This is a genomic window from Streptomyces sp. NRRL S-87 (assembly GCF_000719335.1).
Taxonomy (GTDB): Bacteria; Actinomycetota; Actinomycetes; order Streptomycetales; family Streptomycetaceae; genus Streptomyces.
This window is the reverse complement of the sequence record NZ_JOGB01000026.1, coordinates 59,266-82,121: the sequence shown is the minus strand read 5'-3', so window position 1 is coordinate 82,121 and position 22,856 is coordinate 59,266. Positions and strand designations below refer to the sequence as shown.

17 protein-coding genes are annotated in these 22,856 nt (G+C 72.0%); all 17 read right to left on the bottom strand.

Going from position 1 to position 22,856, the window contains the following annotated elements:
- Positions 1-97 precede the first annotated feature (97 nt).
- A complete protein-coding gene (gene obgE / locus IF43_RS0118380) occupies positions 98-1,543 on the bottom strand; it encodes a GTPase ObgE (RefSeq protein ID WP_030201507.1) in 1,446 nt (481 codons plus the stop codon).
- Between the two features lie 218 nt (positions 1,544-1,761).
- On the bottom strand, positions 1,762-2,016 hold the full coding sequence (gene rpmA / locus IF43_RS0118370; protein ID WP_030201505.1) for a 50S ribosomal protein L27: 255 nt from the start codon (positions 2,014-2,016) through the stop codon (positions 1,762-1,764).
- A 14-nt stretch (positions 2,017-2,030) separates the two neighbouring features.
- On the bottom strand, positions 2,031-2,351 hold the full coding sequence (gene rplU / locus IF43_RS0118365) for a 50S ribosomal protein L21 (protein ID WP_030201503.1): 321 nt from the start codon (positions 2,349-2,351) through the stop codon (positions 2,031-2,033).
- 334 nt (positions 2,352-2,685) lie between these two features.
- On the bottom strand, positions 2,686-6,732 hold the full coding sequence (locus IF43_RS0118360; RefSeq protein ID WP_030201502.1) for an Rne/Rng family ribonuclease: 4,047 nt from the start codon (positions 6,730-6,732) through the stop codon (positions 2,686-2,688).
- 256 nt (positions 6,733-6,988) lie between these two features.
- The gene (locus IF43_RS0118355; RefSeq protein WP_030201500.1) at positions 6,989-7,744 is read right to left on the bottom strand and encodes a TIGR03936 family radical SAM-associated protein; all 756 of its coding nucleotides are present in this window, start codon (positions 7,742-7,744) and stop codon (positions 6,989-6,991) included.
- 250 nt (positions 7,745-7,994) lie between these two features.
- Positions 7,995-9,185: an acyltransferase gene (locus IF43_RS0118350; protein ID WP_078910271.1), complete on the bottom strand. Its 1,191-nt coding sequence runs from the start codon at positions 9,183-9,185 to the stop codon at positions 7,995-7,997.
- 209 nt (positions 9,186-9,394) lie between these two features.
- On the bottom strand, positions 9,395-11,320 hold the full coding sequence (locus IF43_RS0118345) for a TIGR03960 family B12-binding radical SAM protein (protein ID WP_030201495.1): 1,926 nt from the start codon (positions 11,318-11,320) through the stop codon (positions 9,395-9,397).
- 136 nt (positions 11,321-11,456) lie between these two features.
- Entirely contained in the window at positions 11,457-12,998 is a 1,542-nt protein-coding gene (locus IF43_RS0118340; protein ID WP_030201493.1) for a CYTH and CHAD domain-containing protein, read from the bottom strand.
- A 138-nt stretch (positions 12,999-13,136) separates the two neighbouring features.
- Positions 13,137-14,333, bottom strand: coding sequence for a rod shape-determining protein RodA (gene rodA, locus IF43_RS0118335; protein WP_030201492.1), 1,197 nt, complete (start codon positions 14,331-14,333; stop codon positions 13,137-13,139).
- Positions 14,333-16,534 carry a penicillin-binding protein 2 gene (gene mrdA, locus IF43_RS0118330; protein ID WP_030201490.1) on the bottom strand — a complete coding sequence of 734 codons (2,202 nt, stop codon included), beginning with the start codon at positions 16,532-16,534 and terminating at the stop codon, positions 14,333-14,335. Before mrdA ends, rodA begins: the two co-directional genes overlap by 1 nt.
- 40 nt (positions 16,535-16,574) lie before the next feature.
- The gene (mreD, locus tag IF43_RS0118325) at positions 16,575-17,321 is read right to left on the bottom strand and encodes a rod shape-determining protein MreD (protein ID WP_030201489.1); all 747 of its coding nucleotides are present in this window, start codon (positions 17,319-17,321) and stop codon (positions 16,575-16,577) included.
- Positions 17,322-17,330: 9 nt separating this feature from the next.
- Positions 17,331-18,275 (bottom strand): rod shape-determining protein MreC, encoded by a 945-nt coding sequence (mreC, locus tag IF43_RS36570; protein ID WP_051795600.1) that lies wholly within the window; start codon positions 18,273-18,275, stop codon positions 17,331-17,333.
- A 239-nt stretch (positions 18,276-18,514) separates the two neighbouring features.
- A complete protein-coding gene (locus tag IF43_RS0118315) occupies positions 18,515-19,534 on the bottom strand; it encodes a rod shape-determining protein (protein WP_030201485.1) in 1,020 nt (339 codons plus the stop codon).
- 284 nt (positions 19,535-19,818) lie between these two features.
- A complete protein-coding gene (ndk, locus tag IF43_RS0118310; RefSeq protein ID WP_030201481.1) occupies positions 19,819-20,232 on the bottom strand; it encodes a nucleoside-diphosphate kinase in 414 nt (137 codons plus the stop codon).
- Between the two features lie 64 nt (positions 20,233-20,296).
- Positions 20,297-20,653: a DUF4233 domain-containing protein gene (locus IF43_RS0118305; protein ID WP_030201478.1), complete on the bottom strand. Its 357-nt coding sequence runs from the start codon at positions 20,651-20,653 to the stop codon at positions 20,297-20,299.
- Positions 20,654-20,663: 10 nt separating this feature from the next.
- Positions 20,664-22,181 carry a folylpolyglutamate synthase/dihydrofolate synthase family protein gene (locus IF43_RS0118300; RefSeq protein ID WP_030201475.1) on the bottom strand — a complete coding sequence of 506 codons (1,518 nt, stop codon included), beginning with the start codon at positions 22,179-22,181 and terminating at the stop codon, positions 20,664-20,666.
- 135 nt (positions 22,182-22,316) lie between these two features.
- On the bottom strand, positions 22,317-22,721 hold the full coding sequence (locus tag IF43_RS0118295) for a hypothetical protein (RefSeq protein ID WP_030201472.1): 405 nt from the start codon (positions 22,719-22,721) through the stop codon (positions 22,317-22,319).
- Positions 22,722-22,856 lie beyond the last annotated feature (135 nt).

The following is a 22,856-nucleotide window of genomic DNA, read 5'->3' as shown; positions in this document are numbered from 1 at the left end:
GCTCGATTCCACCCCGGGGGACGCACGGGTGCCCCGACCGCGGGCAGCGGCCGGGGCACCTGTGCGACCTGTCTCGAAAGCGCCGTCCCGGAAGGTCCTAGAAGGGGCGGAACTCGTCGTACTCGCGCTGCGCCGAGTCCCCGCGCCGGGCCTCCTTCTCGCGGCGCCGCTGCACGGCCGGACGCAGGGCGTCCATGCGGTGGTCCTCACCACGGCGGCCGAGCATCTCGGCACCCGCCTGCATGGTCGGCTCCCAGTCGAACACGACCGCGTTCTCCTCCGAGCCGATGGCCACGCCGTCGCCCGCCCGGGCACCGGCCTTCAGCAGCGCGTCCTCGACACCGAGGCGGTTGAGGCGGTCGGCCAGGTAGCCCACGGCCTCGTCGTTGTTGAAGTCGGTCTGGCGCACCCAGCGCTCCGGCTTCTCGCCGCGCACGCGGTAGACGTCCTCGGCCTCGTCGTAGGCGATGGTGAAGCCGGTGTCGTCCACGGCCTTCGGGCGGATGACGATCCGGGTGGCCTCCTGCTTGGGACGGCGGGCCCGGGCCCGGCCCACGATCTCGGCGAGGGCGTAGGACAGCTCCTTCAGGCCGGTACGGGCGACCGCCGAGACCTCGAAGACCTTGTAGCCGCGCTCCTCCAGCTCCGGCCGGATCATGTCGGCGAGGTCCTGGCCGTCGGGGATGTCAACCTTGTTGAGCACGACGATCCGCGGCCGCTTCTCGAGCCCGCCGCCGTACAGCCGCAGCTCCTCCTCGATCACGTCGAGGTCGCTGACCGGGTCGCGGTCGGACTCCAGCGTCGCCGTGTCGAGCACGTGCACCAGCACCGAGCAGCGCTCGACGTGCCGCAGGAACTCCAGGCCCAGGCCCTTGCCCTGGCTGGCGCCCGGGATCAGGCCCGGCACGTCGGCGATCGTGTAGACGGTCGAACCGGCGGTGACCACGCCCAGGTTCGGGACCAGGGTGGTGAACGGGTAGTCGGCGATCTTCGGCTTGGCGGCGCTGAGCACCGAGATCAGCGAGGACTTGCCGGCGCTCGGGTAGCCCACCAGGGCCACGTCGGCCACGGTCTTGAGCTCCAGGACCACGTCCTCGGTGGCGCCGGGCACGCCGAGCAGCGCGAAGCCGGGGGCCTTGCGGCGGGCCGAGGCCAGCGCCGCGTTGCCGAGACCGCCGCGGCCGCCCTCGGCCGCGACGTAGGTGGTGCCCTGGCCGACCAGGTCGGCGAGCACGTTGCCCTGCTTGTCCATGACGACGGTGCCGTCCGGGACCGGCAGGACGAGGTCCTCGCCGTCCTTGCCGGCGCGGTTGTCGCCGGCGCCGGGCTTGCCGTTGGTGGCCTTGCGGTGGGGGTGGTGGTGGTAGTCCAGGAGCGTGGTGACGTCCTGGTCGACGACCAGGATCACGTCACCGCCGCGGCCGCCGTTGCCGCCGTCCGGGCCGCCCAGGGGCTTGAACTTCTCCCGGTGCACGGAGGCACAGCCGTGGCCTCCGTTACCCGCGGCGACGTGCAGCTCGACGCGGTCCACGAAGGTGGTCATGGGTGTTCCTCCAGCAATGCGTGTGTGCGTATGTGGGACGTACGGACGGACCGGTTGTACGTCGCGTACGGGGCTCACGCGACGTACACGACGTACGCGGAAGTCCTGCGCCTTACAGACCTGTGTAACGCGCCGAGGGCGGCCCCGCTTCCCGACGGCTGGCGCCGGGAAGCGGAGATCCGCCCTCAGGAGTTTCGAACGCTCTGATCAGAAGGTGATCAGGCGGCCGGAACGATGTTCACGACCTTGCGGCCACGGTGGGTGCCGAACTGCACCGCGCCGGCCTGCAGGGCGAACAGCGTGTCGTCGCCACCGCGGCCGACACCGGCGCCCGGGTGGAAGTGGGTGCCGCGCTGGCGGACGAGGATCTCACCAGCGTTGACCAGCTGACCGCCGAAGCGCTTCACGCCGAGCCGCTGGGCGTTGGAATCGCGACCGTTCCGGGTGGACGATGCGCCCTTCTTGTGTGCCATTGCTCAGTCCCTCTTTACTTCGCGGCCGTCGGGATGGACGTGACCTTGATCGCCGTGTACTGCTGACGGTGACCCTGGCGACGGCGGTAGCCGGTCTTGTTCTTGTAGCGCAGGATGTCGATCTTGACACCCTTGTGGTGGTCCACGACCTCGGCCTGGACCTTGATGCCGGCCAGGACCCACGGGTCGCTGGTCACGGCGTCACCGTCGACCACGAGCAGGGTCGAGAGCTCGACCGTGTCGCCGACCTTGGCGGTGGAAATCTTGTCAACCTCGACGATGTCGCCGACAGCAACCTTGTGCTGGCGACCACCGCTGCGCACGATGGCGTACACGCGGAACTCTCTTTCGCTCGATTCGGAAACCCCTGAAGCCAGCCGATCCCGTCAGACACGGGCGGCCTCCCCCGCGCCGCGAGGCCCGGAGGGTGAGGTGCTCAGTGGCTCGGCATGTACCGAGACATGCCGACGTGCAAGGTTACGCGCCGGAGGTTTAAGAGGTCAAACCGGCCCCGCACCGGCGCGTTCCCAGGAACCCCCGGCCGCGCCCGCTGCCGATCCCGCGGCCGCGCGGGGGCCGTACGGCCGGCCGCGGGCGTGGAACGGGCGCGGCCCCGCCGCGGCACCGGAGGGGTGCCGCGGCGGGGCCGCAGACGGCCGCGCTCGCGCGTCAGGCGTCGGTGGAGGCCGAGACGGACGGGAGCGTCTGCTCCGCCGCCGCGGTCTTCTTCGCCGCCTTCTTCGTCGTCGTCTTCTTCGCCGTCGTCTTCTTGGCGACCGCCTTCTTCGCGGTCGTCGTCTTCTTGGCGGCGGTCTTCTTCGCCGCGGCCTTCTTGACCGTCTTGCGCGCGGTCTTCTTGGCCGGAGCCGCCTCCTCCGCGGAGACCTCGCCCTCGACGTCGCCCGCAGGGGCCTCGGTGGGCTCGGCCGCCACGGGAGCCTCGACGGCCTCCGCAGGAGCGGCCTCCGCCGCAGCGGACGGGACGACCACCACAGCGGCCTCCGCGGAACCCGCCGGGGACCCGGCGGGGGCGGTCGCCTTGCGGGTGGCCCGACGGCGCGGACGCGGCGGGGCCGCCTCCGCCTCGGACTCCTCGACGACGGCCTCGGCCGGCGCGACGACCTCCACGGGCTCCTCGACGACGGTCTCCGCCACCGGCTCGGCCACGACGGGCTCGGCGACCGGCACGACCACCTCGGCCGCGGCCTCGGCCTCGGCCGCCTTCGGCGAGCCCGCCGGAGCGGTCGCCTTACGGGTCGCACGGCGCCGCGTACGGCCCTTCGGCGCGGCCTCCTCGGCGGCAGCGGCCTCCTCGGCGGCCGGCTCGGCCACGACGGCCTCGACGGTCTCCGCCGCCTGCTCCGCCTCGACCAGCACCTCGCCCGCCGGCTCCAGCACCGTGTCCGCGGGCTCGATCACGGGCGTGTCGGCCACCACCGGAGCCGCCTCGACGACCTCCGCCGCCGGGGCCGGCTCGGACCCGGTCCGCGGCGCCCCCGCCGGAGCGGTGGCCTTGCGCGTCGCACGACGGCGCGAACGACGACCCCGTACGGCGGCCTCCGCCTCGGCGGCGCTGCCGTACAGCTCCTCGTCCGGCGCGAACGCCGGCTCCGGCAGCGCGACCGGAGCCGCGGCCTCGGCCGCGACCTCCGCCTCGCTCTCCACGGCCTCGACGGCCTCGGTCCCGCCGGCCTCGGCCACGGCGACCTCGTGCTCGTGCTCGTGAGCACCGCCCCGACCGCGCTTCTTGGCGCGCTTGCCGCCGTTGCCGCCGACCGCGGCCGGCTGCTCCATGTGCACGATCACACCGCGACCGTTGCAGTGGACGCAGGTCTCGGAGAAGGACTCCAGCAGGCCCTGGCCCACCCGCTTGCGGGTCATCTGGACCAGACCCAGCGAGGTCACCTCGGCGACCTGGTGCTTCGTACGGTCCCGGCCCAGGCACTCCAGCAGGCGCCGCAGCACCAGGTCCCGGTTCGACTCCAGCACCATGTCGATGAAGTCGATGACGACGATGCCGCCCAGGTCGCGCAGCCGCAGCTGGCGCACGATCTCCTCGGCCGCCTCCAGGTTGTTCCGGGTGACGGTCTCCTCGAGGTTGCCGCCCTGGCCCGTGAACTTGCCGGTGTTGACGTCGATGACGATCATCGCCTCGGTCTTGTCGATCACCAGCGAGCCGCCGGACGGCAGCCAGACCTTGCGGTCCAGCGCCTTGGCGAGCTGCTCGTCGATCCGGTACGTCGCGAAGACGTCGACCTCGGAGGTCCACCGCTGCAGGCGGCCCGCCAGGTCCGGAGCGACGTGCGAGACGTAGCCGTGGATGGTGTCCCACGCCTCGTCACCGCTGACGATGACCTTCGAGAAGTCCTCGTTGAAGATGTCGCGGACGACCCGGACCGTCATGTCCGGCTCGCCGTACAGCAGGCTCGGAGACGAGGTCGAGATCTGCTTCGACTTCTTCTTGATCTCCTCCCACTGCGCCTGCAGTCGCTCGACGTCACGGCGCAGCTCGTCCTCGCTCGCACCCTCGGCCGCGGTGCGCACGATGACGCCCGCGTCCTCGGGGACGATCTTCTTGAGGATGGTCTTCAGACGCGCGCGCTCGGTGTCGGGCAGCTTGCGGCTGATACCGGTCATCGAGCCCTCGGGCACGTAGACCAGGTAGCGGCCCGGCAGCGAGACCTGGCTGGTCAGTCGGGCGCCCTTGTGGCCGATCGGGTCCTTGGTGACCTGCACCAGCACCGACTGGCCCGACTTCAGGGCGGACTCGATGCGGCGCGGCCCGTTGGCCATGCCGAGCGCCTCGAAGTTCACCTCACCGGCGTACAGGACCGCGTTGCGGCCCTTGCCGATGTCGATGAAGGCGGCCTCCATGGACGGCAGCACGTTCTGGACCTTGCCCAGGTAGACGTTGCCGACGTACGAGGTGGCCTGCTCCTTGTTGACGTAGTGCTCCACGAGCACGTTGTCCTCGAGGACACCGATCTGGGTGCGCTCGCCGTGCTGGCGGACGACCATGACGCGCTCGACGGCCTCACGGCGGGCCAGGAACTCGGCCTCGGTGATGATCGGCACGCGGCGCCGGCCCTGCTCGCGACCCTCGCGGCGACGCTGCTTCTTGGCCTCCAGGCGGGTGGAGCCCTTGATGGACTGCACCTCGTCCGAGGGCTCGGCCTTCTCCCGGGCCGGGCGCGGCTCGCGGACCTTGACGACCGTGCGCACGCCGTCCTCGTCGGACGCCTCGGCCTCGGCACCGCCCTCACCGCTGCGGCGGCGACGGCGACGGCGACGGCGGCTGGAGCTGCTGCCCAGGGCGGAGCCGGCCTCGTCGGCCTCGTCCTCGTCGTCCTCGTGGGCCTCGGCGTCGGTCTCGGCGGACGCCTCCTCGCCGTCCTCGGCCGACTCGTCCAGGTCCGCGGACTCGCCACGGCGACGGCGACGGCCACCGCGACGGCGGCGGCGGGTCGGACGGTCGCCCGACTCGTCGGCGCCCTCGTCCTCGTCCTCGTACTCCGCGTCGGCCTCGGTCTCGGCCTCGACGTCGGCCGGCGCCTCCTCGGCGACCGGGGCGGCGGCCGGGGCTGCGACGGGCTCGGCCTCGGCGGCCGCACCACGGCGACGGCGCCGGCGGCCGGCCGGGGCCGGGGCCTCGACCTGCGCGGTCTCCTCGACCTCGACCGGCTCCTCGACCTCCCGCTCGGCGAGCCGGGCGGCCTCGGCGGCGTGCGCGGCCGCGGCGGTCTCCGGGGTCTGGAACATCGGCTCGGTGAACACCGGAGCCTGGAACACGGCCACGGCCGGACGGGCCGGGCGGCCCGCACGGCGCGGCGCCTCGGTCTCCGCGGCAGCGGCGGCGGGGGCCTCGGCCTTGCCGGCGCCCGCGGCGCGGGTGGCACGACGTCGGGTCCGGCCCTTGGGCGCGTCCACGACATCGGCCACGGTCACGGCGGCGGCACGCACCGGCGCGGGCGCGGCCTCCTCCACGGCCGGGGCCTCGACGGGCGCGGCGGCCTCGGCGGCCGGGGCGCTCGCGGCGCGGGTGGCACGACGACGCGTGCGCTTGGGGGCGGCCTCCTCGACGGGGGCGGCGACCGGGGCGGGGGCGGCGGCCTCGGCGGCCTGCTCCTCGACCAGGTCCTCTTCCTCCTCCTCGACCTCCACCTCGGGGGTCTCGACGACGGGCGCGGGGGCGGCGACGGCACGGGTGGCGCGGCGGCGGGTGCGCTTCGGCGCGGCCTCGTCGACGGCCGGAGCCTCTACGGCCTCCGCGGCCGGGGCCTCGGCGGCCTCCGCGGCCGGCGCCTCGACGGTCTCGGCGGCGGGCGCGGCCTCGGCAGCCGGCGCAGCCACGGCACGGGTGGCACGACGACGCGTGCGCTTCGGCGCAGCCTCCTCGGCAACCGGAGCCTCGGCAACGGCCTCCGCAGCCGGAGCCTCGACGGCCTCCGCAGCGGGCGCGGCCTCGGCAGCCGGCGCAGCCACGGCACGGGTGGCACGACGACGCGTGCGCTTCGGCGCAGCCTCCTCGGCAACCGGAGCCTCGACAGCGGCCTCCGCGGCCGGCGCCTCGACGGCCTCGGCCGTCACCGGCGTACCACCGGGCGGTCCCGCCGGGCGGGACGCCGCACGGCGCCGGCGGCGTGGCGGCAGGGTGTCACTGGGGCTGTCCGCGGCGTTGCGCTGCGCGGATGCGTCAGTGGATTCGTTCTCGAGCATGCGGGCGGTTCTCCCGTCACGCTCCCGGGCGCCGCGCCTGACTTCCGGTCCCGCACGGCCCGCGTGATCAACGCGGACCGGCGTCCGGGGCGCGTGCGCCGCACGGGAGCTCTAGTCCAAGCCCGCCGGTTCCGTACGCGCTGGGGCGTACGGCCTGGCGGAAGTCTTCAGGTCAGTGCGCCGCCCGACCCAGGTGGCTCCCGAGTGCCAGGGCTGCGCATCGACGACCTTCCCTGCGCGGGACCTCCTCCGGCGCCTACGCGCTGGCAGGTTCGGCGGCCGTGGATGGGGCGGCCGTGACTGCCTCGCGGTCGGGCGCGAGCGGGTCGGTCACCGTGCCGGACTCCTCGTCGAAGAGCCCCTGCGCCAGCCTGGTCACCGCTGCGGGGACCGGCGGCGCCAGGTCGGCCACAGCTCGGAGACCGGACAGGACGTCGTCGGGTCGCACGGCAGGTGTCACGTGCCGAACAACCAGCCGCAGTATCGCACAGGCGTCGTCCGCCGGCCTATCAGCCGGGGCAGGAAGCGCCTCGAGGCTCACTACGGCCTCACGTGCGTCGAACGTGCGCAGTCCGTTCTTCGTACGGCGTTCCACCTCGACGGTGTCGGCACCGAGGAACGCGGCCGCGGCCCGCTCGGCCTCGGCGAGCTCCACGCCCTCCAGCCGCAGCTCCCAGATGGAAGCGGTCAGCCGCTCGGCGAGACCCGACGTGCGGGCCTCGACGGCGTCGGTGATGTCCAGCCCGGCCGGCAGGGACTCGTCGAGCAGCGAGCGCAGCGTCTCCGGGTCGCGGACCTGGGTGAGGGCGATCTCGAGGTACTCGGCCTCACTGCCGGTACCGGTGGGGGCGGCGTTCGCGTACGACACCTTCGGGTGCGGCGTGAAACCCGCCGAGTACGCCATGGGCACCTCGGCCCGGCGCAGGGCGCGCTCGAACGCGCGCTGGAAGTCGCGGTGACTGGTGAACCGGAGGCGGCCGCGCTTGGTGTAGCGCAGGCGGATGCGCTGCACCGCAGGTGCGGGCGGCGGGCCTTCGGGCTGTCGCTTGCCCAGTGGTTCTTCTCCTTGTGCGGGGCGCGAGCCCTCCGGCTCCGCCCTCTGACGTCTTTCGCAGCGGGGGCGGCTACGGGGCCGCGCCGACAGCTGTCGTACCCCCAGGGTACGCGCCCCTCACCTCCCGCCCTCCTCCAGCCGCTGCCCGTGGGGACGCCCGAAGGCCCCCCTTCCGGTTGCAGGAGGGGGAGCCCCGCCGGATCCCGGGTCAGAGCCTGCGCACCCGCTCCGGGTGGCGCGGCTGCGGGGAGGGGAGATCGAACGCCGCGTTCCGCAGCGACCGTCCCACGACCTTCGCGAGCGGCCGCTCCAGGAACCGCTGCACCAGGTACGACAGGACGACCAGACCGGTGACCGTGACCCCGACCAGCACCCAGGGGTCCACCCGCGTGCCGTACCGGTGCGCGGCGGTCATGCCGATGACGTCGTGCAGCAGGTACAGCGGGAAGGTCAGCGTCCCCGCGACGGTCAGTCCGCGCCAGCGGATCCGCCGCGTCCAGCCCAGCGCGATGGCGGCGACGAGCAGGAAGATCACCGTGACCGCCAGCACCAGCCAGCCGCGCCACGGTGACCACGTGGCCCAGTTGTTGCGGCCGTGCGGGTTCAGCAGGAAGTGCAGCGCCAGCAGCCACGACATGCCGACGATGCCCCACAGGACCGGGGCCGGCCGGAACCGGTACATCAGGTAGAAGGCCATGCCCGCGATGAAGTACGGCGCCGACGTCGGGTTGACCAGCAGCGTCAGCAGCGGCATGTGGGCGGCCGGCGCCAGCACCGTGGCGACCGTCCACACCCCGCAGAAGAACACGACCCGCTGGTAGGTGAGGCCCTTCCACACCACGACCGCGAACGTCAGGTAGAAGCACAGTTCCGGCCAGAGCGTCCAGTAGACCGGGTCCAGGCTCTCGATGCCGAGCGGCACCTGGAGCATCGTGAAGTTGGCGAACAGCACCCGCGGATTGGGGCGGCCGAACGGCGTGTCGACCGCGTAGACGACGCACGCCGACACCACGATCGCGATCCAGTACATCGGGTACAGCCGGGTCACCCGGGAGATGAAGAAGTCACGCGGTGAGCGCCCCCACGCGCTCATGCAGATGACGAACCCGCTGATCAGGAAGAACAGGTCGACCCCGAGCCTGCCGAAGGCGAAGAACTCGTGCGCCTCGGGGAACAGGCTCTGGTACGGCCGCCCCCAGATGTCGACCATCGCCCACGGCGTCTGCCCCACGAAGTGGAACATCACCACGGCCAGCGCCGCCAGGAACCGCAGCCCGTCCAGCGCGGCGAGCCGGTCCCGGCGGGCGGACGGCAGCGCCACCACTCTCGGCGGTGCGGCCGCCTGGTCGGCGCGCCCCGTGGCGGCACCGACCGCCGCCCTCTGCTTCGCCTGCATCATCCATCCCCGTTCGGCGTCCCCGTCTCCACTGCCCTGCTCAGGGCTGCCCGCCAGGCCTGAGGACAGGGCGCGCCGTGGAATTCACGGTCGTTCGACCCCCGAGCGTACGAAATGGTTGTGCGATGCATCCTGTGCGCCCGGCCACGGGGTCCGCGACGCACGCACATCGGCCCCGTCCGGTGTGGACGGGGCCGACGGGGCGGGCGGTGCTACTTGTTCACGACCGACAGCGGCAGCAGCTTCTTGCCGGTGGGGCCGATCTGAATGTGGGTGTCGAGCTGCGGACAGACGCCGCAGTCGAAGCAGGGGGTCCAGCGGCAGTCCTCGACCTCGGTCTCGTCGAGGGCGTCCTGCCAGTCCTCCCACAGCCAGTCCTTGTCGAGGCCCGAGTCGAGGTGGTCCCAGGGGAGGACCTCCTCGTACGTGCGCTCGCGCGTGGTGTACCAGGCGACGTCCACGCCGAACTCGGGCAGCGCCTTCTCGGCGGCCCGCATCCAGCGGTCGTACGAGAAGTGCTCGCGCCAGCCGTCGAAGCGGCCGCCGTCCTCGTACACGGCGCGGATGACGGCGCCGATGCGGCGGTCGCCGCGCGAGAGCAGGCCCTCGACGATGCCCGGCTTGCCGTCGTGGTAGCGGAAGCCGATGGACCGGCCGTACTTCTTGTCGCCGCGGATCTTGTCGCGCAGCTTCGCCAGGCGGGCGTCCGTCTCCTCGGCGGAGAGCTGCGGGGCCCACTGGAAGGGGGTGTGCGGCTTGGGGACGAACCCGCCGATCGAGACGGTGCAGCGGATGTCGTTCTGGCCCGAGACCTCACGGCCCTTGGCGATCACGTTGATCGCCATGTCGGCGATCTGCAGCACGTCCTCGTCGGTCTCCGTCGGCAGGCCGCACATGAAGTACAGCTTCACCTGGCGCCAGCCGTTGCCGTAGGCGGTGGCGACCGTGCGGATCAGGTCCTCCTCCGAGACCATCTTGTTGATGACCTTGCGCATGCGCTCGGAGCCGCCCTCGGGGGCGAAGGTCAGACCGGACCGGCGACCGTTGCGGGTCAGCTCGTTGGCCAGGTCGACGTTGAAGGCGTCCACGCGGGTGGAGGGCAGGGAGAGGCCGATCTTGTCGTCCTCGTACCGGTCCGCCAGGCCCTTGGCGATGTCCGCGATCTCCGTGTGGTCCGCGGAGGACAGGGAGAGGAGGCCGACCTCCTCGAAGCCCGTGGCCTTCAGGCCGCGGTCCACCATCTCGCCGATGCCGGTGATGCTTCGCTCCCGCACGGGGCGCGTGATCATGCCGGCCTGGCAGAAGCGGCAGCCGCGGGTGCAGCCGCGGAAGATCTCCACCGACATCCGCTCGTGCACGGTCTCGGCGAGCGGGACGAGCGGCTGCTTGGGGTAGGGCCACTCGTCGAGGTCCATGACGGTGTGCTTGGACACGCGCCACGGCACGCCGGAGCGGTTGGGCACGACGCGGCCGATGCGGCCGTCGGGCAGGTACTCCACGTCGTAGAACGCCGGGATGTACACCGAACCGGTCCTGGCGAGGCGGAACAGGACCTCCTCGCGGCCGCCGGGCCGGCCCTCGGCCTTCCAGGCGCGGATGATCTCGGTCATGTCGAGCACGGCCTGCTCGCCGTCACCGATGACCGCAGCGTCGATGAACTCCGCGATCGGCTCGGGGTTGAAGGCCGCGTGGCCGCCCGCGAGGACGATCGGGTCGTCGATCGTGCGGTCCTTGGACTCCAGCGGGATGCCCGCCAGGTCCAGGGCCGTGAGCATGTTGGTGTAGCCCAGCTCGGTGGAGAAGCTGAGGCCGAAGACGTCGAAGGCCCTGACCGGGCGGTGGCTGTCGACGGTGAACTGCGGCACGTGGTGCTCGCGCATCAGCGCCTCGAGGTCCGGCCACACGCTGTACGTGCGCTCGGCCAGGACGCCCTCGCGCTCGTTGAGTACCTCGTAGAGGATCATGACGCCCTGGTTGGGCAGCCCGACCTCGTACGCGTCCGGGTACATCAGCGCCCAGCGCACGTCACAGGACTCCCACGGCTTGACCGTGGAGTTCAGCTCTCCGCCGACGTACTGGATGGGCTTCTGCACATGCGGGAGCAGGGCCTCGAGCTGTGGGAAGACCGAGTCAGTCATGGGGGGCGAACCTTCGTGAGCTGGCAGGGGTGACCATCAAGCGTAACCCGCCCGCAGGGTGCTCCGGTCCGCCTCATGGTCATCCCCGGGCGGGCCCGGGCCCGTCCCCCCGTCGCCGCAGGCCCCCGGCACCGCCTCACCAGCCCGGCCGCTCGACCTCCGCCCACGTGTCCGGCAGCCCGCGCTCGCGGCGCTCCGCGAGGGCTTCCTCGCGGCCGTACAGCAGACCCCAGGTGAAGGCGGACTCGCCGGCCGCGTGGGCCTGTGCGGCCAGCAGGCGCAGGGCCTCGCGGGCCACGACGCTGTCCTGGTGGTCGCCGAGCAGGCTCTGTACGGCCTTGGCCTGCTTGGCGAAGCGCTTGGCGCGGGAGCCGAACACGGGTACGGCGCTGTCGGCCGCGTACCGGGTGCGCTTGGCGGCCTTCCGGGCCTCGTGGAGGGCGAGGTCGCGCTCGGGTCCGGGTTCGAGGTCGAGGGCGTGGGCGACCCGGCCGGCGAGGCGGTCGTGGTCGCGGCGGACGGCCTTGGCGAAGACCTTGGCGGCGTCCTTGGCCGCGCCCGGCAGCAGCGGCGGGTCGGCGAGCAGGGCGTCGAGGGCGTCGAGCAGGGCCAGGTAGCGCGGGCCGTCGAGGACGGCGAGGGCGCGGCGGCGGGAGTCCCTGCGGCGGGCGGTGTTCCAGACGGTCAGCCGCGCGCGGACCGGGCCGAGCAGCAGGGTGTCGGGCAGCTCGTCGAGGTGGCCCTGGAGCCGGTCCATCAGGACTTCCTGGTCGCGGTCGACGCCGAGCTCGCCCGCGAGCCAGCGCAGCTCCTCGCCGATGGGGTCGGTGACGGTGCGGTCCAGGACGCGCTTGTGGGTCTTGAAGGCGCTGCGCAGCCGGCGGGTGGCCACCCGCATCTGGTGGACGGAGTCGGGCAGGTCGCGCCGGACGGCGGGGTCGTGGGCGACGAGGGCTGCGACCTGTTCGCGTACGTACGCCAGGACGTACGCGCCCGCGCTGTCGAGGGGCGGGGCGGGCTGCGGCGGGCGGGCGGAGCCGGTTTCGGCGAGGGCGCGGGCGAGCTTGGAGGGGGCGTCGGAGACGCGCAGTCCGGCCTTGCGGAACTTCTGCTCGATGGTGTCGAGGAGGTCGGGGTCGACGCCGTCGGCGAGTTCGGCCTCGACCTCGGTCCAGTCGGCGGTGGCGGGCGGGTCGGCGAGCCGTTCGGCGCGGACGGTGTCGGTGCTGAGTTCGGCCAGGAGGTGTCCCTCGGCGTCCTTGAGGTGGACCACCTCGCGGGAGGAGAGCAGGCGGACGAGGGGGACGAGGCCGGTGTCGCGCACCCGCGACCGGACCAGGGCGGCGAGCGCCGGGGGCACGGCGTCGGAGAGGGGGGCGGCGATCTCGTCGCGCACGCCGGGGGCGACCGGGAGCTTGAGGTGCCAGCCCGCGTCCGCGCCGCCGGTCCTGCGCCGGAGGGTGAGCCCGTCGGCGGCGAGCCGCTGGTCGGGGGTGTCGTAGTAGACCGCGTCGAGGTCGACCGTGCCCTGGGGTTCGGCGGCGGCGACGGGCGCCGTGCCGCTCAGGTCCGGCAGCCGCCGAGTGTTCTTCTTCGGCGCCTTGCGACCGTTCTTGCCCGCTTCCGGGCTCGTATCGAACTCGAACTTCCGCTCAATCTCGCGCTTCGCGTCCGCCATAGACCGAACTTAGTCTTCATCAGCTCATCATGGGAGCGTTGCCCGGTATTTGCCCCGGATGTGGCCGAGAGCGGCCGGCTGCCGGGCGGACGCCCCGGGTCGCCGCTTCGAGGGAGCCGGCCGCCCCCGCGAAGCCCCCTACGCCGACAACGGCCGCTGCACCCGGATCGACTGCAGCAACCCGATCGCCACCCACACCGCGAACATCGACGAGCCGCCGTACGACACGAACGGCAGCGGGAGCCCCGCCACCGGCATGATGCCGAGCGTCATCCCGATGTTCTCGAAGGACTGGAAGGCGAACCAGGCGATGATGCCGGCCGCCACGATCGTGCCGTACAGCTCGGTGGTCTCGCGCGCGATGCGGCAGGCCCGCCACAGCACCACCCCGAGCAGGAACAGGATGAGACCCGCCCCGACGAAGCCCAGCTCCTCCCCCGCCACCGTGAAGACGAAGTCGGTCTGCTGCTCGGGCACGAACTGGCCGGTGGTCTGCGAGCCCTTGAACAGCCCCGTGCCCAGCAGCCCGCCCGAGCCGATCGCGATGCGCGCCTGGTTGGTGTTGTAGCCCACGCCCGCCGGGTCCAGGTCGGGGTTGGCGAAGGCGGCGAAGCGGTTGATCTGGTACTCGTCCAGCACGCCCAGCTGCCAGATCGCGATGGCGCCCACGAGGCCCGTACCCAGCAGCCCGAGCACCCACCGGTTGGAGGCGCCGGAGGCCAGCAGCACGCCGAGCACGATGATGACCATGACCATGACCGAGCCGAGGTCGGGCATCAGCATGACGATGCCCATGGGCGCGGCGGCCAGGCACAGGGCCTTGACGACCGTGCGGTGGTCGGGGTGCACCAGGTCGCCGGCGTCCACCCGGGTGGCCAGCAGCATCGCCATCACCAGGATGATGGTGATCTTGCAGAACTCGGAGGGCTGGAGCGAGAAGCCGCCGCCGATGACGATCCACGCGTGCGCGCCGTTGATGGTCGCCCCGAGCGGGGTGAGCACGGCGAGCACGAGCAGGATCGAGAGCCCGTACAGGAACGGCACCGCGCCGCGCAGGGTGCGGTGGCCGAGCCAGATCGTGCCGACCATCAGGGTGAAGCCGATGCCGGTGTTGAGCAGGTGGCGCAGGAAGAAGTAGTACGGGTCGCCCTGGTTGAGCGTGGTGCGGTTGCGGGTGGCCGACCACACCAGCAGCGAGCCGATGAGGGACAGCGCGAGCGCCGAGAACAGCAGCGGCCAGTCGAGCCGGCGCACTATCGAGTCGCGGGCGGTCAGGCGGGCCAGCGGACCGCGCCGGGGGGCGTAGCGGGCGACGGAGAAGTTGTTGGCGGCCATCAGTCCCGCCACCTCGCGTCGCGGTGCGTCGGCCGGGTCGCCGGCTTCCCGGGCGGGCCGGCGAGGGCCGGCTCGGGGTCCTCCTTGGGCTCGTCGGGGACGTACGGGTGGATCTCGGGGGCGTCGATCGAGCCGTCCTTCTGGATCCTGGGCAGGGAGCTCTGGGGGTGCGGCAGGAGGGCCTTCCCGAGGTCCTGCTTGCCCTCCATGTCGAGGCCGTACAGGGCGTTGTAGATGTTGCGGACGAAGGGCCCGGAGGCCCCGGAGCCGGTACCACCCTGGGAGATGGTCATGACGATCGTGTAGTCCGAGGTGTAGGTGGCGAACCAGGAGGTGGTCTGCTTGCCGTAGACCTCGGCGGTACCGGTCTTGGCGTGCATGGGGATCTGCTTCTGCGGCCAGCCGCCGAACCGCCAGGCGGCGGTACCGCGGGTGGCGACGCCCTCGAGCGCGTCGTTTATCTGCGCCCTGGTCCGCGCGTCCATGGGCAGCCTGCCGTGGGCCTTGGGCCTGATCTCCTCGACGCGCTTGCCGTCGGCGCTGATGATCGCCTTGCCGATGGTGGGGTTCCACATGGTGCCGCCGTTGGAGATGGCCGCGTAGATGGTGGCCATCTGGATCGGCGTGACGAGGGTGTCGCCCTGGCCGATGGAGTAGTTGACGGAGTCACCGGCGCGCATGAGGTTGCCCTCGAGGCAGTTCTCGTAGGACAGCTGCTGGACGTACGTGCCGCCGCGCTTGCCGGTGCGGCACCACCAGTCCTTGTTGGCCTCCCAGAAGCGCTGCTTCCACTGGCGGTCCGGGACGCGGCCGCTGACCTCGTTGGGGAGGTCGATGCCGGTCTCCTTGCCGAGGCCGAACTGGTGCGCGGTCTTGTAGAAGATGTCGGCGGGGTTCTTCTTGGGCTTGAGGGCGCCGTCCTTCTGCCACTGCTGGTGGGCCAGGGCGTAGAAGACGGTGTCGCAGGAGACCTCGAGGGCCTGGCCGAGGGTGATGCTGCCGTGGCCCTGGGACTCGAAGTTCTTGAAGACCTGGCCGCCGATGGAGTACGAGCTGGGGCAGGGGTACTTCCCGTCGAAGGGGTACCCGGCGTTGACCGCTGCCGTGGTCGGGATGACCTTGAAGATGGAGCCGGGGGCGGCCTGCCCCTGGATGGCCCGGTTGAGGAGCGGGTAGTTGGAGTTCTTGCCGGTGAGCCGGGCGTAGTCCTTGGCGGAGATGCCGCCGACCCAGACGTTCGGGTCGTAGGTCGGGTTCGAGGCCATGGCGACGATGCGGCCGGTCTTGGACTCCATGACGACGACGGCGCCGGCGTCGGCCTTGTAGTTCTCGCCGGTGTTGCGGTCGACGATCTTGCGCGCTTCCTTCATGGCCTTGTCGAGCTGGTACTCGGCCACGGCCTGGACGCGGGCGTCGATGCTGGTGACGACGTTGGCACCGGCCTCGGCGGGGTCGGCGGCGGCCTGCCCGATGACCCGGCCCAGGTTGTCGACCTCGTACCGGGTGACGCCGGCCTTGCCGCGCAGCTGGCGGTCGTACGTGCGCTCCAGGCCGGAGCGGCCGACCTGGTCGGAGCGAAGGAGCGGCGAGCGGGTGTCCTTGGCCTGCTGGATCTCGTCGTCCGTGACGGGCGAGAGGTAGCCCAGGACCTGGCCGGTGTTGGAGCCGCCGGGGTTCGGGTAGCGGCGTACGGCGGTGGGCTCGGCGGTGATGCCGGGGAAGTCCTCGGCGCGCTCGCGGATCTGCAGGGCCTGCTGGGTGGTGGCCTTGTTGGTGACCGGGATCGGCTGGTACGGGGAGCCGTTCCAGCAGGGCTGCGGGGTCTGGGAGTCGCAGAGCCGGACCTTGTCCATGACCTCCTTGGGGGTCATGTCGAGGACGTCGGCGAGCCGGGTCAGGACGCCCTTGCCGCGGTCCTTCATCTTCATCAGCTCGGTGCGGCTGGCGGAGACGACCAGGCGGGTCTCGTTGTCGGCGAGCGGGATGCCGCGGGCGTCGAGGATCGAGCCGCGCACGGCGGGCTGGACGACCTGCTGGACGTGGTTGTTCTTGGCCTCGCTGCTGTACTCGTCGCCGTTGCGGATCTGGAGGTACCAGAGGCGGCCGCCGAGGGTGAACAGGAGGGAGAAGACCAGCACCTGGATGATGACGAGCCGGATCTGCACCCGGGGGGTGCGGCCCGTCTCGGGAATGTTGGTCACGCCTCCCCCTCGTCGGTGTGCGCCTGCTCGGCCGGGGCCGTCACAGCTTCCTGCCCCCCTTGAGGCGCGGCGTCTTCACGGACTTGACCGCCTTGACGCCCTTGACGCCGCCGGAGACGCCGATGCCCTTTATGCGGCCGGCCTTCTGGGCCCGGTTGCGGGCGGCCTTGACGCGCATGCTGTTGCGGGTGCCGCCGACGGTCAGGCCGGTGCCGCCGGAGAGCCAGCCGGCGGCGACGTCGGCGCCCTGGGCGGGGCCGCCGGCCGCCTCGACGGCCATGACGTCGTTCTCGGCGCGCCGGGCCAGCATCATGACCAGCGGTACGGCGAACGGGGCGAGCAGCAGGTCGTAGACGGCGGCGCTGAACAGCAGCCAGCCCAGCCCGACATGGCGGGCGGCGGTGTCGCCGACGAGGCCGCCGACCAGCCCGTACAGGAGGGTGGAGCCGAGGGCGGCGGCGACGACGGTGACCAGCGGGCCCCAGGCGGAGCGGAACCGTCCGTCGGCGGGCCGGGCGAGCCCGCACAGGTAGCCGACGACGCACAGGACGAGCGCGTAGCGGCCGGCGGCGTGGTCGGCGGGCGGGGCGAGGTCGGTCAGCAGGCCGGCGCCGAAGCCGATGAGGGCTCCGCTGGTGTGCCCGTAGACGAGGGCCAGGGCGACGACGGTGAGCAGCACGAGGTCCGGTACGGCGCCGGGCAGTTGCAGTCGGCCCAGGACGGTGACCTGGATGACGAGGGCGACCACGACGAGGGTGGTCGAGAGCAGGATCCGGTTGAAGCGCATGGCGGTCTCCTACTCGTCGGCCGGCTTGGCGGCGTCCCCGGAGGGGCTGGGGGCGACCGTCACGGTGACCGTGGGGATGGGCTTCGGCTTGGCGGGCCTGGGCGGCAGGACGGTGTCGCGCGGGTCGGTGCGCGGGGGCATGACGACGACGCCGACGATGTCGAGCCGGGAGAAGCCGACGTACGGGTCGACGTAGACGGTGCGGGTGAGGCCGCCGCCGGCCGGGTCGACGCGGACGACCTCACCGAGCGGGACGCCGGGCACGAAGGGCTTGCTGCCGCGGGAGCCGAAGGTGACGAGGCGGTCGCCCGCCTTGATCTTGGCCTTGCCGTTGAGCATCTGGACGGCCAGCGGGCGGTCGCCCTGGCCGGTGGCGAAGCCGAGTTCGCCGGTCTTCTCCAGGCGGGTGCCGACGGTGAAGTCGGGGTCGTTGGCCAGGAGGACGGTGGCGGTGTCGGGCCCGACGGTGGTGACGCGGCCGACGAGTCCGTCGCCGTTGAGGACGGTCATGTCGCGCGCGATGCCGTCCTTGCTGCCGGCGTCGATGGTGACGGTCCAGGAGAAGCCCTGGGCCGCTCCTATCGCGATGACCTCGGCGCCCTTGATGCCGTACTGGCCCGCGCCGGCGCTCTTGAGCATGCCGTCGAGTTCGCGGATGCGGCTGCGGTTGCGGTCGTCGCTGCCGAGCCTGGCCTTCAGGGCCGCGTTCTCGCGTTCCAGTGCGGTGATCCGGTTGTGGCGGTCGCCGGAGTCCCGTACCGCGCCTATGGCGTTGGCGACCGGGTCGACCGCGGTGGCCACGCCCTTCTCGACCGGGCCGAAGACCGCGGCGGCGCCCCGGCGGGCACCGTCGACCGGTGACTCCTCGCCCGCCCGGATGTCCACCGTGATCAGCGCGAACGCGATGGCGACCAGCAGTACCAGGAGCAGCCGGCTCTCTCGTGTGTCCCTCACGTGCGGCGGCCGTGCCTTCCTTCTGGGAATTCTCTTTGCCTGTATATCAACGATCCGCCGGACGGGCGCGGCAGCACCCGTACGGCGGATCTCTGTGTTTCCGTTATCCCCTGAAAGGGGGCATTGTCAACGGCGTCCCGACCGTGGGGCCGTGCCGGCGGCGGCCCGCCGGCGGGTGGCGTCGGCAGCGCGTGCCGGCGGGGCGACGTCGGCGGCGGGCGGCGTCGGCGGGGCGTTCGTCAGCGGCGGGGCTGGGCGTCCAGGACCTGCTGGAGCGCCTCGAACTCCTCGACGCACTTGCCGGAGCCGAGGGCGACGGAGTCCAGCGGGTCCTCGGCGATGTGGATGGGCATGCCGGTCTCGCGGCGCAGCCGCTCGTCGAGGCCGCGGAGCAGGGCGCCGCCGCCGGTGAGGACGATGCCGCGGTCCATGATGTCGCCGGAGAGCTCGGGCGGGCACTTGTCGAGGGTCGTCTTGACCGCGTCGACGATGGCGTTGACGGGCTCCTCGATGGCCTTGCGGACCTCGGCGGCGGAGATGACCACGGTCTTGGGCAGGCCCGAGACGAGGTCGCGGCCGCGGATCTCGGTGTGCTCGTCCTTGTCGAGGTCGAAGGCCGAGCCGATGGTGATCTTGATCTGCTCGGCGGTCCGCTCACCGAGGAGGAGGCTGTACTCCTTCTTGATGTGCTGGATGATCGCGTTGTCGAGCTCGTCGCCGGCCACCCGGATCGACTGTGCCGTGACGATTCCGCCGAGGGAGATGACGGCCACCTCGGTGGTGCCGCCGCCGATGTCGACGACCATGTTGCCGGTGGCCTCGTGCACCGGCAGGCCGGAGCCGATGGCCGCGGCCATGGGCTCCTCGATGATGTGCACCTGACGGGCGCCGGCCTGGGTGGAGGCCTCGATGACGGCGCGGCGCTCGACCCCGGTGATGCCGGAGGGGACGCAGACCACGACGCGGGGGCGGGCCAGGTAGCGGCGCTTGTGGATCTTGAGGATGAAGTACCGGAGCATGCGCTCGGTGATCTCGAAGTCGGCGATCACGCCGTCCTTGAGGGGGCGTACCGCGACGATGTTGCCGGGCGTCCGGCCGATCATCTTCTTCGCCTCGGAACCGACCGCGAGGATGCCACCGGTGTTCGTGTTGATGGCGACCACGGACGGCTCGTTCAGGACGATCCCCCGGCCCCTCACGTACACCAGCGTGTTGGCGGTCCCGAGGTCGACAGCCATGTCACGGCCGATGAACGACATTGAGTTCCCCTTGTTCCCCATGAGGAGCGTCTGGCCTTCCCAGTTGAGAGCGGCTGCTGTCAGGACGGCGAGTCGGGTATGTGGGTGGAGGCCCCATCGTAGTGCCGAGGGTACGAACACCGCGCGACGGGACTCCGACCGACCGGCCGGAACGGGTACCCGCCTCTCTTGATGGTGACGACAGGTCCGTCCCATGCGTTCCCGGCCATGGTGATCTATACCAAGGGGCGACCGAAATTACTTCGGTCGCCCCAGGTGGTGAGCGCTATATGGCTGACGTGACGTCAGACGAGAGCGGGGAAGAAGAGCTTCAGCTCGCGCTCGGCGGACTCCTCGGAGTCGGACGCGTGGATGAGGTTCTCGCGCACGATGGTGCCGAAGTCGCCGCGGATCGAACCGGGGGTGGCCGCGATCGGGTCGGTCGGGCCGGCCAGGGTCCGCAGGCCCTCGATCGCGCGCTCGCCCTCGACGACGAGGACGACGACGGGGCCGGAGGCCATGAAGCCCATCAGCGGCTCGTAGAAGGGCTTGCCCTTGTGCTCGCCGTAGTGCGCCTCCAGGGTCTCCTGGTCCAGCGTGCGCAGCTCCATCGCCGGGATGGTCCAGCCGGCCTTGCGCTCGATACGGCCGATGATCTCGCCGATCAGGCCACGACGGACGGCGTCGGGCTTGAGGATGACGAGAGTGCGCTGGGTCATGGTGCGGCTCCTTGCGGCATACGGGTGCGGTGCGGAAAGGCTACAGGTGCGGTAGGGACCGCCGTCACGCAGCGTCAGGGGCGGACGCGGCGGCGGTCTGCGCCGCCCAGCGGGCCTTCGTCTCGTCGATCTTGCGGCCGTAGTGGACGGAGGCCCACCACAGGCCGGCGAAGACCGCACCGAGGAAGAACATGGTGGGGACGACCAGACCGCTGGCGATCAGGCCGATCTGGAGCGCCCACCCGACCGTGACCGCGCCGGGGCGGGAGAGCATCCCGCACAGCAGCACGGTGAGCAGCATGGCGATCCCGCACACCGTCCACACGGTGGCGGTGGACAGGTCGCCCTTCATGGCGACCAGCCCGGCGAAGCCGATGACGAAGAACTCGCCGATCAGCGTGGAGGCGCACAGCGTCCGCATCGTTGGTCCCTCAGTTCCTCTTCAGCAGCAGCCGGGCCTCGCCGACCGTGAACACCGAGCCGGTGACCAGGACACCGGCCCCTCCGTACTCGGCCTCTTCCTCGGCCAGGGTGATCGCCGCCTCGATGGCGTCGTCCAGGCGCGGCTCGACCTGCACGCGGTCGCCGCCGAAGACCTCCACCGCTATGGCGGCCAGTTCGTCGGCGCCGATCGCGCGGTGGGTGGAGTTCTGGGTGACGACGATCTCGGCGAAGATCGGCTCGAAGGCCTCCAGGACGCCCCGGACGTCCTTGCCGTCGCTGGCGGCGAACACGCCGACCAGGCGGCTGAAGCCGAAGGACTCGGTGATCGCCTCGGCGGTCACGCGCGCGCCGGCCGGGTTGTGGGCGGCGTCCAGCACCACGGTGGGGCTGCGCCGGACGACCTCCATGCGACCCGGGGAGGTGACGGTGGCGAAGGCGCGGCGGACCGTGTCGATGTCGAGCGGGCGGGCGTGCTCGGCACCGATGCCGAAGAACGCCTCGACCGCGGCGAGGGCGACGGCGGCGTTGGCCGCCATGTGCGCGCCGTACAGGGGCAGGAAGACGCCCTCGTACTCGCCGCCGAGGCCGCGCAGCGTCAGCTGCTGGCCGCCGACGGCGACCTCGCGGGAGACCACGCCGAACTCCATGCCCTCGCGGGCCACGGTGGCGTCCACCTCGACGGCCCGCTTGAGCAGCACCTGGGCGGCGTCGACGGGCTGCTGGGCGAGGATGACGGTGGCGTCCTGCTTGATGACCCCGCCCTTCTCGGCCGCGATCTCCGCGTGGGTGGTGCCGAGCCGGTCGGTGTGGTCGAGGCTGATGGGGGTGATCACGGCGACCGAGGCGTCGATGACGTTGGTGGCGTCCCAGGTCCCGCCCATGCCGACCTCCACCACGGCCACGTCGACCGGCGCGTCGGCGAAGGCCGCGTACGCCATGCCCGTCATGACCTCGAAGAACGACAGCCGGATGTCCTCGCGCCCGTCGACGAGCTCGACGTACGGCTTGATGTCCCGGTAGGTGTCGACGAACCGCTCGGCCTCGATGGGGGCGCCGTCCAGGCTGATGCGCTCGGTGATCAGCTGCACGTGGGGGCTGGTGTAGCGGCCGGTGCGCAGGTCGAAGGCGGAGAGCAGGGCCTCGATCATGCGGGCGGTGCTGGTCTTGCCGTTGGTGCCGGTGACGTGGATGGAGGGGTACGCGCGCTGCGGCTCGCCGAGCACGTCCATCAGGGCGGTGATCCGCTTGACCGAGGGCTCGAGCTTGGTCTCGCCCCAGCGGGTGGCGAGCTCCGCCTCGACCTCGTGCAGGGCCTTGTCGACCTCGGGGTCCTGGGGGCGGGTGGGGATCGGGTCCCCCTGGGGCGGACCGGCCATGGCGCGCAGGGTGCGGCTGCCGGCCTCGATCACCGCCAGGTCGGGGTCGCGGTCCGTCTCCGCGTCGACGATGTCGTCGAACGCTCCGGTCTCGTCGAAGGGGTCGTTGGGCTCGGGCTGCTCACTCACGGACCCAGTCTACGAGCGGGGGCCGGAGGACGTCCGGCCCGGCCGGTCCGGGGCCCCGGGCGGCCGGAGCCGGGGGGATCGTCCTGCGCATCCGGCGGCCGGAGCCGGGCATCGCCGTGCGCGCCCGGCGGCCGGTCACTTCCATTCGTAGATCTTGGTCTCGATCTTGCCCCCGGGGTCGGTCTCGAACTCGAACACGGCCGCGATGCCGTTCAGCTGCAGGAACCGGTCCGCGGTGGTCTCGTAGAAGACGGCGCCTCGCCAGCTGACGCCGCCGGTCGGGGTGAACCGCCCGACCCCGGATCCGTGCCAGGTGAGGGTGTCGCCGTCCTCGGTCATCGTGACGCCCTCGCCCTCGCCGAACAGGGTGCCGTCGTCCCGGTTGGCGGAGTGGTAGGTGCCGATGTCGTTGACGGACACGCCCAGAAGGGTGCCGGACCCCCGGAACGAGGTCTCCAGTACGGCGTGGCCGCCCTCTGCGGAGAGCACGCGGACGCCCGTGGCCTCGCCGTTCTCCTCGCCTATGAGTTCGCCGAGCATGGCAGGGACTCCTCTCGTCCCCGAGGTCGTCGGACGGGTCTCCCCTTCCGGAGTACGCCCACCGGTGGGGTCCGTCAAGTCGCGGCGGACGCCCGGGGGCGGGTCCGTCGGGGAGGGCGCGCGGCCCGGCCGGGC